Annotated in this window: 14 protein-coding genes; 10 read left to right on the top strand and 4 right to left on the bottom strand. The window is 44.7% G+C overall.

Annotated elements, in window-relative coordinates; translation table 11 throughout:
* The first annotated feature begins 54 nt into the window (after positions 1-54).
* From pilW to NH462_RS04310, 8 genes are all read left to right on the top strand, one after another.
* A complete protein-coding gene (gene pilW / locus NH462_RS04275; RefSeq protein WP_253104349.1) occupies positions 55-1,548 on the top strand; it encodes a type IV pilus biogenesis/stability protein PilW in 1,494 nt (497 codons plus the stop codon).
* A gap of 8 nt (positions 1,549-1,556) precedes the next feature.
* Positions 1,557-2,408, top strand: a complete 852-nt coding sequence (locus NH462_RS04280; protein ID WP_253104351.1) for a RodZ domain-containing protein — start codon at positions 1,557-1,559, stop codon at positions 2,406-2,408.
* Positions 2,409-2,413: 5 nt separating this feature from the next.
* On the top strand, positions 2,414-3,532 hold the full coding sequence (gene ispG / locus NH462_RS04285) for a flavodoxin-dependent (E)-4-hydroxy-3-methylbut-2-enyl-diphosphate synthase (RefSeq protein WP_253104355.1): 1,119 nt from the start codon (positions 2,414-2,416) through the stop codon (positions 3,530-3,532).
* A gap of 178 nt (positions 3,533-3,710) precedes the next feature.
* Positions 3,711-4,988 (top strand): histidine--tRNA ligase, encoded by a 1,278-nt coding sequence (gene hisS, locus NH462_RS04290; protein ID WP_045987785.1) that lies wholly within the window; start codon positions 3,711-3,713, stop codon positions 4,986-4,988.
* 9 nt (positions 4,989-4,997) lie between these two features.
* Entirely contained in the window at positions 4,998-5,615 is a 618-nt protein-coding gene (locus NH462_RS04295) for a tetratricopeptide repeat protein (protein ID WP_010377351.1), read from the top strand.
* A 9-nt stretch (positions 5,616-5,624) separates the two neighbouring features.
* Positions 5,625-6,806, top strand: a complete 1,182-nt coding sequence (gene bamB, locus NH462_RS04300) for an outer membrane protein assembly factor BamB (RefSeq protein ID WP_017217048.1) — start codon at positions 5,625-5,627, stop codon at positions 6,804-6,806.
* A 74-nt stretch (positions 6,807-6,880) separates the two neighbouring features.
* The gene (der, locus tag NH462_RS04305) at positions 6,881-8,350 is read left to right on the top strand and encodes a ribosome biogenesis GTPase Der (protein ID WP_010377355.1); all 1,470 of its coding nucleotides are present in this window, start codon (positions 6,881-6,883) and stop codon (positions 8,348-8,350) included.
* A gap of 396 nt (positions 8,351-8,746) precedes the next feature.
* Positions 8,747-9,133, top strand: coding sequence for a VOC family protein (locus NH462_RS04310; protein ID WP_039494395.1), 387 nt, complete (start codon positions 8,747-8,749; stop codon positions 9,131-9,133).
* Between the two features lie 43 nt (positions 9,134-9,176).
* Here the strand turns inward: NH462_RS04310 and NH462_RS04315 are convergent, their stop codons facing one another.
* From NH462_RS04315 to NH462_RS04330, 4 genes are all read right to left on the bottom strand, one after another.
* On the bottom strand, positions 9,177-9,533 hold the full coding sequence (locus tag NH462_RS04315; RefSeq protein ID WP_253104480.1) for a DUF2750 domain-containing protein: 357 nt from the start codon (positions 9,531-9,533) through the stop codon (positions 9,177-9,179).
* Positions 9,534-9,544: 11 nt separating this feature from the next.
* Positions 9,545-10,123, bottom strand: coding sequence for a glutathione S-transferase family protein (locus NH462_RS04320; protein WP_017217044.1), 579 nt, complete (start codon positions 10,121-10,123; stop codon positions 9,545-9,547).
* Between the two features lie 100 nt (positions 10,124-10,223).
* Entirely contained in the window at positions 10,224-10,505 is a 282-nt protein-coding gene (locus NH462_RS04325; RefSeq protein ID WP_010377362.1) for a peptidylprolyl isomerase, read from the bottom strand.
* Between the two features lie 64 nt (positions 10,506-10,569).
* Complete coding sequence (locus tag NH462_RS04330) at positions 10,570-11,121, bottom strand: glutathione peroxidase (protein WP_010377364.1); 552 nt, start codon at positions 11,119-11,121, stop codon at positions 10,570-10,572.
* A 67-nt stretch (positions 11,122-11,188) separates the two neighbouring features.
* On the opposite strand from NH462_RS04330, the gene NH462_RS04335 reads away from it, so the two are divergent.
* Entirely contained in the window at positions 11,189-11,677 is a 489-nt protein-coding gene (locus tag NH462_RS04335) for a GNAT family N-acetyltransferase (RefSeq protein ID WP_239979745.1), read from the top strand.
* A gap of 150 nt (positions 11,678-11,827) precedes the next feature.
* Positions 11,828-13,795 (top strand): hybrid sensor histidine kinase/response regulator, encoded by a 1,968-nt coding sequence (locus NH462_RS04340; RefSeq protein WP_253104358.1) that lies wholly within the window; start codon positions 11,828-11,830, stop codon positions 13,793-13,795.
* Positions 13,796-13,899 lie beyond the last annotated feature (104 nt).

The following is a 13,899-nucleotide window of genomic DNA, read 5'->3' on the forward strand; positions in this document are numbered from 1 at the left end:
CCTTTTGGGTAATATAGGGCACACATAGAACCCAGTGGCATTCAAAGGTGAGTGATGCAATCGCGAAATTATCGCAAAACAGGATTGGCTGCATCCATTCTCGCAGGCGCGAGTTTAGTTCTGTCAGGTTGTGTGACGGAGAGTAGTTATCGCTCCGACGGGCGTCCTGTGGCCGAACAACAAGTCAATAACACCAATGCCGCAAGAACTCGCATTGCACTGGCACTTCAATATCTCAATTCAGGTAACACTACCTCAGCCAAATTTAATTTAGAGCGGGCATTACAGCTAGCGCCAAAACTGGCCGAAGCCCATTATACGTTGGCGTATTATTACGAGCAGGTGGGTGAGCAACAACGCGCTGATAATGCCTATCAGGCGGCTTTGGATATTGAGCCAGATAACCCCGACACGCTAAACAACTATGGCACTTTTCTTTGCCGAGTTGGTCAGTATGACAAGGCGAGCCAATATTTTTTCAAAGCGATTGAGGTACCAAGTTATTTGCGGGTATCGGCAAGCTACGAAAACTTGGCGCTGTGTGCGCTGAAACAAAATGAGTATTCCCTAGCCGAGGAATATTTGCAAAGCGCGATTAAGCATAACGCTCAGCAGATGTCGTCGCAACTTGCGCTCGCGGGCTTATACTATGCTCGCAGTGATTTCTTAAGAGCAGAAGATGTGCTTGATAATGTTGCCAAGCGTGGATTTATTTCACCAAGAAGCTTAATGCTTGGGCACTTAGTGCATATGCAAATGGGCCACTTACAGAAGGCGCAAGACATCGCCACGACTTTGGTGCAAAGTTACCCAAAATCTGCTCAAGCAGGGCTGATCTTAACGAATAATATCGCTGCAAGTGAATTTGAACGGTTGCGCAATCGCTACCGAGAAGCACAGTTAAATAAGCTTGCCGAGGCGTCGCCTAGTCATATTGTTGCGAATCCAAAAATTAAAATTAAACGTAAGAAAACGCAATCGAATTCAACCCAGTCATTCATCGTTGATTCACCCGATGAGGCCAATAATTTTGCGCCTTCGGCAAAACCTGAAGTGGCAAAAAGCACGTCTTTAGTGAACGTTAGCTCGGACTCTGAAGCTCGGGTTGAGTTTTATCAACCAGACCCATCGGAAGTCACATTTAGTCCTCGCTCACGTGAGCCTCAAGTGTTAGCGACTACGTCATCAAGTAGTTCAAGTGTGCCGTTATTAAATCGTGACGTTGCGCCTCCTCAGGTACCTTTTCATACTGTTATTGCAGGTGAAAACCTATTTAGTATTTCAGTCAAATACGACATTAAAATGGTTGAATTGATGGAATATAATCAAGTGCGGGAATCTGCAAGATTGTACGCAGGTCAAAAGGTGTATCTTAACAATCCCAATGTCGTGCATGAAATTACGGCGGGAGATACTTTGCTCAGTATTGCCGATCGATATGGTGTGTTGATCGATGAAATTATGCGATGGAATAAACTCACTCCTGATGTGGCGCTGCAAGCAGGCCACGGATTACTAATTGTAGACCCAACAAATTACGTTTTATGAACCAAACAATGAAAGAGCAGGAAGCACCTGAACAAGAGCAGCCTTCACTCGGGCAAACTTTAGCAACGGCAAGACAAAATGCCGGGATCAGCTTTGCTGAAATTGAATCGCGCTTAAAGATGACTCATGCCCAACTTACCAAGCTCGAGCAGGATGACTATCAAGACCTAGGGCCTGAAACCTTTGTGCGTGGCTATATTAAAAATTACGCCGCGTTACTGGGATTGAATCCGACGGAAGTACTGGCTCGATATCAATCTCCGGAGTTGCCGCCACAGAAAAAGCGAATGCAAAGCTTTTCTCGCCGCACTCATAAAGAAGCCCACGATAACCGCCTAATGATGGTGAGCTACATTGTGCTGGCTATCGTGCTGGGGTCGTCGGCATTTTGGTTTTGGCAGACCAGTAGCTCAGAGCAAGAAGTGGTGCCTGAAACGCCGGTCACTCAGCTTGAGACGCCAGTTGAAAATGCCACAACGCCAAAGGTTGATGAGTTAGCATTACCTACTGAGCAAAACAATGACACAACCCCGCAAAGCGAGCCACAGGAGAGTGAAGCGGAGGTTTCGGTGCCAGTTGAAACGAAACCGCAAACGGTAAAACGAAACTCGGCATTGAGCACGGTAGTCATGCATTTCAACGAAGAAAGTTGGGTTGAAATGTTTGACGCAACACAAGAGCGTGTTGCATTTGGTGTTAAAAAAGCGGGATATACTATGACAGTTGAAGGTAAGGCCCCTTTTTCTGTTATACTCGGCAAGCATCAGGCCGTAGAGGTCACGCTTGACGGTAAACCAGTGTCTTTGCCTGCGTTTACTAAAAACCGTCTAGCTAAATTCAATTTACCGTTAACAGAGTAGTCAGCATGTTTTCAGAACCACCTATAAAGCGTAGAAAATCAACAAGGATCTATGTCGGTAATGTGCCTATTGGTGATGGCGCACCGATAGCAGTACAGTCTATGACGAACACCAATACTCTAGATGTTGATGCGACGGTGGCACAAATTAAAGCTATCCAAGACGCCGGAGCGGATATTGTCCGTGTTTCTGTGCCGACAATGGATGCAGCTGAAGCATTCAAAAGCATTAAAGAGCAAGTAGATATTCCACTCGTTACGGATATTCACTTCGATTATCGTATTGCATTACAAGTGGCTAAGTACGGTGCCGATTGTTTGCGGATAAACCCTGGGAATATTGGCAGTGAAGACCGTATTCGTGCAGTGATTGACGCGGCGGGTGAGCACAATATCCCAATTCGTATTGGTGTGAATGGCGGCTCACTAGAGCGCGATTTGCAAGAAAAGTATGGTGAACCAACACCTGAAGCCTTGCTTGAGTCTGCGATGCGACATGTCGAAATTCTCCAGCGCCATAACTTTGAGCAGTTTAAAGTCTCGGTAAAAGCTTCCGATGTGTTCTTAGCCGTTGGCGCTTATCGTTTATTGGCAAAAGAAATCGATCAACCTCTGCACCTTGGGATCACCGAGGCAGGTGGTTTTAGAGCCGGTTCGGTTAAATCGGCAGTTGGTCTAGGGATGTTACTTGCTGAAGGGATTGGTGATACATTACGTGTTTCACTTGCGGCTGATCCGGTGCAAGAAATCAAAGTAGGTTTTGATATTCTAAAGTCACTGCGAATTCGTTCGCGCGGCATTAATTTTATTGCTTGCCCAAGTTGCTCTCGCCAAGAGTTTGATGTAGTGAATACAATGAATCAGCTGGAAGAGCGGTTAGAAGATATCGTCACGCCAATTTCGGTGTCTGTGATTGGCTGCGTGGTCAATGGCCCTGGTGAAGCACTTGTCAGTGACTTAGGTCTTGCTGGCGCAAATCGCCGTTCAGGCCTTTATATCAATGGCGAGCGCCAAAAAACACGGATTGATAATGATGATATCGTCGCTCAATTAGAGTTTCAGATCCGAGAATATGTAGAGAAAAAAGAAAGTGAAGAAAAAATCGATGTAAAAATCATCGACTGACACCTGCGTAATCGTTAAGATAAGCGAATTTTCGCGCTTTCTCACGGCGTGCTAAACTGCACGACGATAAATGGCATTAAAGAAATAAAACCAATGCGATGAGGCTGTTTGAGCGTATTTAGTTAAAAGTTCAAGCAGCAGTAAATCGATTGGTGACAAATTTAAGTTAGGGTTTTCAGTGACTAAACAACTTCAGGCAATCCGTGGAATGAATGATTGTCTGCCAGGTGACACGCAAGTCTGGCAGAAAGTAGAATCGGTATTAAGAGAGACAGTAGCGGCTTTTGGTTATCAAGAGATCCGCTTTCCTGTTGTTGAGTCGACCGATCTATTTAAGCGCTCTATCGGTGAAGTGACCGATATCGTCGAAAAAGAAATGTATACCTTTGATGACCGTAATGGCGATAGCTTAACGCTACGCCCGGAAGGTACTGCTGTGTGCGTACGAGCGGGTAATCAAAATGGTTTGCTATATAACCAAGAACAGCGCCTTTGGTACATGGGGCCGATGTTCCGCCACGAAAGACCGCAAAAAGGCCGTTACCGTCAATTCCATCAATTTGGTGTTGAAACTTTTGGTATGGCAACACCAGATATTGATGCTGAAGTGATCCTAATGACGGCGCGCTTATGGCAGCAGTTTGGTATTCAAGATCATGTAAAGCTTGAGCTCAATTCTTTGGGGTCAAATGAAGCGCGTGCTGAATATCGCGATGCTCTGATTGCATATCTGGAGCAACACAAAGAAGTGCTTGACGAAGACAGCCTGCGCCGTATGTACAGCAATCCACTGCGCGTGTTAGATAGCAAAAACCCAGAGGTGCAAGCTGTACTGGTTGATGCACCTAAGCTTTCTGAACACTTAGATGAAGAATCACGCGAACATTTTGCTAATTTGTGTGAACGTTTAGACGCAGCTGGCGTCGAATACCAAGTTAATGAAAAACTGGTACGTGGCCTAGATTACTACAACCGCACCGTATTTGAATGGGTGACAACAAGTTTAGGTTCTCAGGGCACTGTATGTGCTGGCGGCCGCTACGATGGCTTGGTTGAGCAGCTTGGCGGCAAAGCAACGCCAGCCGTTGGTTTTGCTATGGGTATCGAACGTTTAGTGTTGATGCTACAAACGCTGGAATGTGTGGGTGATATTCGTCGTAATGCTGATGTATATGTCGTTGCTATGGGTGACAAAGCGGCGATTCAAGCGCCAGTAGTTGCACAGCAATTACGAGATGATATTGCTGGCCTTCGCGTGATGGTTCATTGTGGCGGTGGCAACTTTAAGAAACAATTTAAACGTGCAGATAAAAGCGATGCTGTTATTGCGCTCGTGCTAGGCGAAGATGAACTCGCTGAAGGCAAAGTGACAGTGAAGTATCTGCGTGAAGAGAAAGAACAAATCACCTTACCACTTGCAGAAGTAAAAACGCTGTTAGCAGAGCTGGTAAGCTAAGAGGTTAGAATGGAAATTTATTCAACAGAAGAACAACAAGCAGAAGCAATAAAACGATTTTTCCGTGAAAATGGTACAACGATAGTAGTCGGTGCCGTGCTTGGTTTAGGTGGTCTGTATGGCTGGAAAGCGTATAACCAAAGCCAGATCGATAGCGCAGAAGCGGCATCGGAAGCATACACTCAGGTTGTTGAAAGTGACGATATACTAGCAAAAAGCGACGCCTTTGTTGCTGCAAATGCAGATTCTAACTACGCCGTGTTAGCGGCTTTCGTTGCTGCTAAAGAGGCAATTGACAAAGATGATCTTAAGCTAGCTGCCGAGAAGCTAACTTGGGCGGCTGACAATGTTGCCAACGCTGAACTAAAAGCAACGGCTTTATTAAGACTTGCACGTGTACAAGCGTCTCAGTCTCAATACGAACAAGCACTTGCAACACTGGCTAAGCCTATGCCAGAAGCGTTTAAGGCACAGCTTGCTGAGATCCAAGGTGATATTTACCTTGCTCAAGGCGATAAAGATAAAGCACGTAGTGCTTATCAATCGGCATTAGAAGCGGCGGAAGGCAATAGCAACCCTATGCTGCAAATTAAACTGGATGATCTTGCACAAAAGACAACGGTTTAAGGAGTTGCCATGAAGAAGTTAACGATGGCCTCATTGGCTTTATGTGTTGCAGCACTCACCGCTGGTTGTTCTTCTAGTGATGATGAAGAAGAGTTAAAACTCCCTGAGATCAACAATCAATTCGACGCCACTGTTGTTTGGCAAGAAGGGATTGGTGACGGGGTTGAGCACTACTTTTCGCGCTTATCTCCTGTAAGCTACCAGAACACTGTTTTTGCCGCTGCCCGTGAAGGTATAGTGACAGCGTTTGATACTGAAACAGGTAAAGAAAAGTGGCGAGTTGATGTTCGTGAGAATAAGAACTTTTGGCCATGGGAAGACAATGACAGTGCGAAGCTGTCAGGTGGGATCACACAAGCTTATGGCAAACTGTATGTTGGCTCTGAGCACGGACAGGTTTTTGCGCTTGACCGTGAAACCGGCGAAATAGTTTGGCGTAAGTCGGTACCGGGTGAAGCGCTTTCTGCGCCAGCTGCAGGCGATGGTCTTCTTTACGTTAACTTAGGTTCTGGCAAGCTGGTTGCGCTACACCCTGATACAGGTGAAGAGCGCTGGCACTATGAGCAAGAAGTCCCTGCGCTGACATTACGAGGCCTAAGCTCACCGACCAGCGCGAATGGTGGCGTATTAGTTGGCGAAGAAAGTGGTAAGTTAACAGCACTTATCGCTGAAAACGGTTTTACCGCATGGAGCTCGGATGTTGCAATTGCAAAAGGGGCCTCTGAGTTTGAACGTTTAGTTGATGTTGATACTAAACCCGTTGTAAGCGGCGCATATGTGTATTCTATCGCCTATAATGGTAAACTAGTCGCCATTGATGTGCGCAGCGGCAATGTGGTGTGGGATCGTGAGTACAGTAGTTACCGAGACCTCACACTCGATCTTGACGTAATTTATTTGGTTGATAGCGATGGCGTACTGTACGCACTAGACAAAAACTCAGGTATTGAACGTTGGACACAACCAGCTCTGCGCGGGTGGTACCTAACTGCTCCTACGGTTGCTGGCAACTACGTAGTGGTTGGCGATCAGGAAGGTAACTTACATTGGTTGGATAAGAGCTCTGGTGAGTTAGTATCGCGTACCGAGTTTGATAGTTCAGGTTTTTTTATCGAACCGATTGTGGTCGATGGCAAAGTGTTTGTTTACACGCGTGATGGTGAGCTTAGCGCAGTTCAAATTCCGCAGTAACTTTCTGAATTTTTAGATATTTTATGGGGCTTCGCTTTTGCGAAGCCTTTTGTTGTTTTTAAAAGAGGTAGTCTATGCTTCCTGTGATCGCTCTGGTTGGGCGACCTAATGTGGGTAAATCCACACTGTTTAATCGTTTAACACGTACTCGTGACGCGTTAGTTGCTGACTTTCCGGGTCTGACTCGCGACCGTAAATACGGCCAAGCAAACTATGAAGGCTACGAGTTTATTGTGGTAGACACGGGTGGTATCGATGGCTCTGAAGAAGGCATTGAAACTGAAATGGCCGAGCAATCGCTGCTTGCAATTGAAGAAGCGGATATTGTGCTATTTTTGGTGGATGCGCGCGCAGGTATGACGGTTGCTGATCAAGCTATCGCGCAACACCTTCGTAAACAACAGAAAAACTGCTTTGTTGTCGCCAATAAAACGGATGGCATTGACGCTGACTCCAACTGTGCTGAGTTTTACCAGCTAGCGCTCGGTGACGTTCAACAGATCGCCGCCGCGCACGGTCGTGGTGTTACTCAATTATTAGAGTTGACGCTACAACCGATTATCGCTGAGCTTACGGCTCAAGATGAAGAGCTTGAGAATGACGATGAAGATATCGCTGAGCTTTACCTTGAAGGTGAAGAAGCCGAAGACGGCAAAACAGGTTTTGAAGACAAGCCTGTTAAACTTGCGATTATCGGTCGTCCAAATGTAGGTAAGTCAACACTAACTAACCGTATTTTAGGTGAAGACCGCGTTATCGTTTACGATATGCCGGGTACGACGCGCGACTCAATTTACATTCCGATGACGCGCAATGATAAAGAGTACGTGTTAATCGACACCGCCGGTGTACGTAAGCGTAAGAAAGTCAGCGATGTCGTAGAGAAATTCTCGGTTATCAAAACACTGCAAGCGATTGAAGATGCCAACGTGGTATTGCTCGTTGTAGACGCGCGCGAGGGGATCTCAGATCAAGACTTGAGCCTACTTGGTTTTGCGCTAAATGCGGGGCGCTCGTTGGTTATTGCGGTAAACAAATGGGATGGTCTTGATGATTATGTCAAAGAGCGTATCAAAACTGAGCTAGACAGACGACTGGGCTTTGTTGATTTTGCTCGTCTGCACTTTATCAGCGCATTACATGGTACAGGTGTTGGTCACTTGTTTGAGTCGATTGACGAAGCTTATGAGTCAGCGACTAAGCGAGTAAGTACAGCAATGTTACGTCGTATTATGGATATGGCTCAGGCGGATCACCAGCCACCACTAGTTCGTGGACGCCGTGTGAAGCTTAAGTACGCACACGCAGGTGGTTATAACCCGCCGCGTATTGTTATCCACGGCAATATGGTGCACGAACTGCCAGATAGCTATAAGCGCTATTTGATGAACTACTATCGTAAAGCGCTTAACGTAATGGGTACGCCGATTAAGATTGAATTCCGTGAAGGGGATAACCCTTACGCTGGTCGTTCAAACAAAATGACGCTATCGCAAAAGCGTAAGCTTCGCGCATTCGCAAAAGAAAACCGCAATAAGTCGTAAGGCTTTTTGCGAGAATTTTAGCTCGACACCATTTGGTTAGTGTGTCGAGCTAAACATAAGTTCCACACCTATCCTACCAACTTCTGTTTACACCACCGACTATATTTAACCCCTGAACGCTCTTACTTTGTTTTACCTTGCCCAACATTTGTGCTTAAGTTATATATAACCTGAGCTTCGGATAATTAATGCCTTTCTAGCAGCTAGTTTCAGCGCTAACTTTGTTGAATTTACTTCCAATAGCCAGCTATTAGTGCGTAAATCCGCCTAGTTATCCCTAAAACTCTCTGGCTAGACAAGTATATGGTTTAGACAAGCTTGAAAAATAAAGAGTTAGCTCATTTCTTACCCAAAACTCAGGTTAAGTACATTAGGTTTATTGATAGTGGGGCTTAGGTGTTTGCTAAAGCGGTGATTTATGTAGAAAGTGTTGAGGAAGTGCTGGATTTTTACTATCAAGCATTTGGCTTGAGTACTTTTGATATGACTGATGAAGGGGATTATGGTGAGTTAGACACAGGAGAAGTGAAACTCGCCTTTGCCAGCCACCCGTTAGCCCAATCACAGTTTAGGCAAGACTATATTCGTTGCCATCCTAAACAGCCTGCACTTGGTTTTGAAATTACCATCAGCTGTGAAAATGTGCCCGAATGCTATGATAAAGCGGTCGCCGCTGGAGCTGAGCCATTAAGTCCACCAAACCAAAAGGGTAGAGTAACACAAGCTTATGTAAGAGCCATTGAAGGGACTTTAGTTGCTTTGGTGTCAAAGCCGGGTGAATAGCGACACTCACAAGGGATGAGTGTCACTTTGGTGAGGTGTGCTTTTATTCGGTATCGACAAGTAGTCTAGCAAGACCAACGGGCTCGATTTCAACACAAACATTGTCGTCATTCCAATTTAGACCAACAAGTGCATCATCTTCTTTTAGGTCGAGTACCCATTCGTCAAGAAAACTCTCAACATCAATACTCATCGGCGAGAATTCACTCCACTCGTCGCGACATTGAGCTTGCGCTTTTTCTTCACTATCCCACAGCAATAACACATCAGTCTCATCAAACTGGTTTGAGTCAACCACAACCATACCGCCGTCATCAGAGCTAAGTGCCCAAACGCTTTCAGTATTTTTTACTTGCTCAATAAACTCACTGACTTCTGAGCCAATTTCTTCTTCATTCATCATAGGTGTTCTCAATTTCGTGGATCAGTTTGCTGGGCGATTGCTTGGCTTTGCCAACGGTCATGAAATGCCATCAGGTTGGTGTAATCGCTCAGGTCGACGAGCTCTCTAAATAGAACCCAATCAATAAGGCAGTATAAACTGATTTGGAGATAATCACAGTGTAAAAACTCTTCTGTCACACACTCTTCATTGAGATAGTGCAGGGTATGGCCAATTCGTTCCCGCTGTAGATTAAAAAATAGTTTATCTTGTTCAATATCAAAACCAGAGCGCTTACTAAGTAACAGTTCTACCAAAGAATCATTACAGGCATTGATAAGGATCAGCCAATTTTCTTGATCCCAACTGGGAAATGGAAGTTGATGTTTTTCACGGAGATAGCGAACAATCAGATTTGAATCACAAATAAGTTGTGCATCGTCTATTAAAAATGGGATTTTACGGGCAGGATTATGGCGAATAAGTTCGTCATGGCCTGCTTCAGAAAATATATCTATATGCTGGTAGCTCATTGGGAGCTGTTTAGCCGCGGCCCACATTCTAATCCGACGGGCGTATGGACTGGTGTTCGAACCGATAAGTTTCATGCCATCATTCCTTCAACTAAGTATCTTTTCGCTCATTCAGTAAATGTAGCGAGTTGGTATTAAGGAATGATGGCGAAGTGATTAACTTTTCGCAAGCGAATTAATCGCTACGACTGGTTACCTCAAGCAAGTGAAAACCAAACTGCGTTTGCACTGGCCCTTGTACTTGATTGATTGGGGCTGAAAAAACCACTTTATCGAATTCAGGCACCATCATGCCTGGTCCGAACTCACCTAGCGCACCACCATCTTGGCCCGACGGGCAATTGGAGTACTGCTTTGCGATTTCTGCGAAATCTTCCCCTGCTGCAATGCGTTCTTTGAGCTCCATGCATTGCGCTTCACTATCTACTAGGATGTGTCTTGCACTAGCGATTGCCATAATTTCTCCGATGATTATTTATTATTCATACTTTATTCTAATCTAGGTACGTTAAAAAATCAGCTTATCTAGGCAAGAGTTTTTCAATTTCGCTAGTGAGCTCGTCAGACATAGGTTTTGTGCGACTGTTAAAACGCTTAATTGTCTTCCGATCAGCTGACACTAAGTATTTGTAAAAATTCCAATTTGGAGAACTTGTTACTTCATTCAAATGTTGGAAAATGGGGTTGGCATCCGAGCCTCTAACTTCCGATGTCGCAAACATATTGAAGGTTACACCGTAGTTGATAAAGCATACTTTTGCAGTTTCCTTTTCGTCGTCTTCTTCTTGAAAAAAGTCATCAGAGGGAAAACCAAGAACAACAAGACCTTTATCTTGATATTTTTGATGTAGTTGCTCAAGCCCTTCAAACTGTCCGGTAAATCCACAGTTGCTGGCTGTATTTACGATGAGAAGCGGCTTGTCTTTAAATTCACATAGATTAAGTGAGTCATCAGAACGCAGTTTTCGCAGCTCAACATTGGTAAAATCATCACAGCTGGATGTCTTTGCATACGTGTTACTCGAGATTAGGAAACCAAGCGCTAAGCTCAGAATCGAAAGACTTTTTATCATCAGTGCTTTCCTTTTATTTATGTTATCTCTTATGATACGAAAATATTCGTTACCTTGATCAGCTTTCATGAATATTAGACTCGCTAAACCGCATGACCTTTGCGCCATTGTTGCCATTTACAACGAAACGATACCGAGCCGCCAAGTCACAGCGGATACGGAGCCCGTAAGCGTAGCACAAAAGCAAAGTTGGTTCGCCGCACATACGCAAAATCGCCCAATTTATGTGGTAGAGCAGGCGGATGAGGTGGTTGCATGGATAAGCTTTAGCAGCTTTTATGGACGTCCTGCCTACGATGGTACGGCTGAGGTGAGTATCTATCTTGCAAAAGCGGCACAAGGCCAAGGGTTAGGTAGTAAACTCATGGATTTTGCAGAGCAGCAAGCGCCAACTCTGTTTATTACGACGTTACTTGGCTTTATTTTTTCTCATAATCTCCCCAGTATCCGCTTGTTTGAAAAACACGGTTATAAAAAGTGGGGAGAATTACCTAATGTCGCGGTCATGGATGGTAATCACTATAGCTTGACGATTTTGGGCAAATCTCTCGCATAGCTTTATACGCCGTTGGTCTTTGCTGTTTGAATTTTTTTCGTTGCGTGAATTAGACCGCGGCGTCAAACATATCAAAATAGTGCTATTTTTTAGCGTCTTGTGATTCTTCTACTAAACTGGATCTCAGAATTATCGGTAAAGGATCTGGTTATGACGAATCGAGTGCTGATTATTGACAGCAGCAGTGTGCAAGCGATGCGAGTAAAGGTATTATTTGAGTTACTCGGTGGTGAGGTAGAGCATGTGCATTACCGGAGTCTGGAAGCAAATCTCGATTTTGATAAGTTTGATGTTGTTGTTATTGCTCATGGGGTGCCCGCCAGTAAGCTCCAAGCGTTATATCAACTGAGGAATCATGATAAGTTAGTGTTGCTGGCACCTAAACCCGATAATGCCGAGCACTTAAAATCTTTCAGTGAAATCAACCGGGCCTTGCCAAATGGCATTGTGATCTATCCTTTCTTTGCCAATAAAGATATTACTGGCTTACTTGAGCGCCTACTGGAAATTGGTTCTACTAATACGTTAGTGCTGCCCAAAGTGTTGCTGGTTGACCATCATACGCCTCGCCTAGAGACCTTAGCTAACGGTCTACGCGGAGCACAGCTTGCGGTGACGACCGCGACGACGCTTGATGAAGCGATGCAAGTTGCCGAGCGACACCCTGTTGATCTCCTTATTTGTGACTTTAATCTAGAAAAAGACACAGGCTTAGATGTGTTTAATAAAGTTCGTCAAGTGCATCACAATTGCCGCTGCTTATTGATGACTTCTCGGGTTAATCAAGTGGATATGTTAGAAGCCGTGCGTCAAGGGGTTGAGGACATTCTGATTAAACCGTTTGATGAGAGCGATTTATTACAAAGCCTACATAAATTATGGCAAACAGAGCTCTTAAGACGCCATAACCAAGAGTTGGTTGAGCGCCTACAGGATACGGTCGATGCCTTAATTGAACGCGATAGTCTGTTGCGTGTGATTTATAAACATACCCCGGATCCGATTATGCTGTTCAACCGTCAAGGCCATATTATTGAAGCAAATGACGCGTGTTGCGAATTGTTTGAGCTGACGGAAGAAGAGCTACAGCCACTCTCTATTTTTGAGCTATTTGATGAAATATCCGTGTCGCAATTACGCGATTTGATGAAGCATGTTGGTATGTTAAAGCATTTTAACTGTGAGCTGAGTCTGCCAAAAGCGGGTGAACGCAGTATTCCTTTGATGGGAACGTTTAACGAAATCGATCATCACGGTGATATGGCATTTGCGGTCATTTTTAAAAATGTCTCAAAGCTTAAAGAGCAGCAAGAAGTACTAGAAGAAACCAAAGAGTTGCTAGAGTTTGAAGTGCAAGCTCGAACGGCACAGTTACAAAAAGCCAAAGAGGCGGCGGAAGCGGCCAACCTCTCGAAATCTGAATTTTTAGCCAATATGTCCCATGAGTTGCGTACACCAATGCACTCTATATTAAGTTTTGCACGTTTCGGTTTAGATAAGCTAACGGCTCCTGAAGTGCCGGCAGACAAGCTCAAAAAGTATTTATCTCGTATCGAAACCAGTGGTGAGCGTCTATTGGTATTGCTTAACAATCTGCTTGATTTATCAAAGTTAGATGCAGGTCGCTTTCCATTTAACCCAAGCTTTCACAACCTCGTTAATGTGATCCAAAGCGGTATTGAAGATGTATCGGGCACTGCGCTTGAGAAAAAGATAAAAATCCGTTTCGAAAAGCCCGCTCAAGGCGTGATGACCTTTTGCGATCCGGAGCAAATGAATCAAGTGATCAGAAACTTATTGGGCAATGCGCTCAAGTTTAGCCCGGAAGGTAGTGAGGTGAGTGTACTGTTAAGCTGTAAAGAGCAAGACATTCATATCAAGATTGCCGATCAAGGGGTTGGTATTCCGGATGACGAATTGGAACAGATCTTTGCCAAGTTTGTGCAAAGCAGTAAAACAGACAGTGGTGCTGGCGGCACGGGTTTAGGTCTTGCTATTTGTAAGGAATTTATTTTACTGCATAAAGGGCAGATTTACGCCGAGAATAATCCTGAAGGCGGAGCATGTATCAATGTGAGCCTGCCGTTAACAGAGCACCTTGAAAGTAACGCGGTGTAATTGTGGTAATTGGAAAGGCGTTGAGTAAGCGTCTATAAATAATGATAGAGCTTGTACTAATACAATCTGATTGGGAGCTGTTGAAGCACTGGTCTTAAGTTACC

This window comes from Pseudoalteromonas sp. OANN1 (assembly GCF_024124685.1).
Lineage (GTDB): Bacteria > Pseudomonadota > Gammaproteobacteria > Enterobacterales > Alteromonadaceae > Pseudoalteromonas > Pseudoalteromonas piscicida.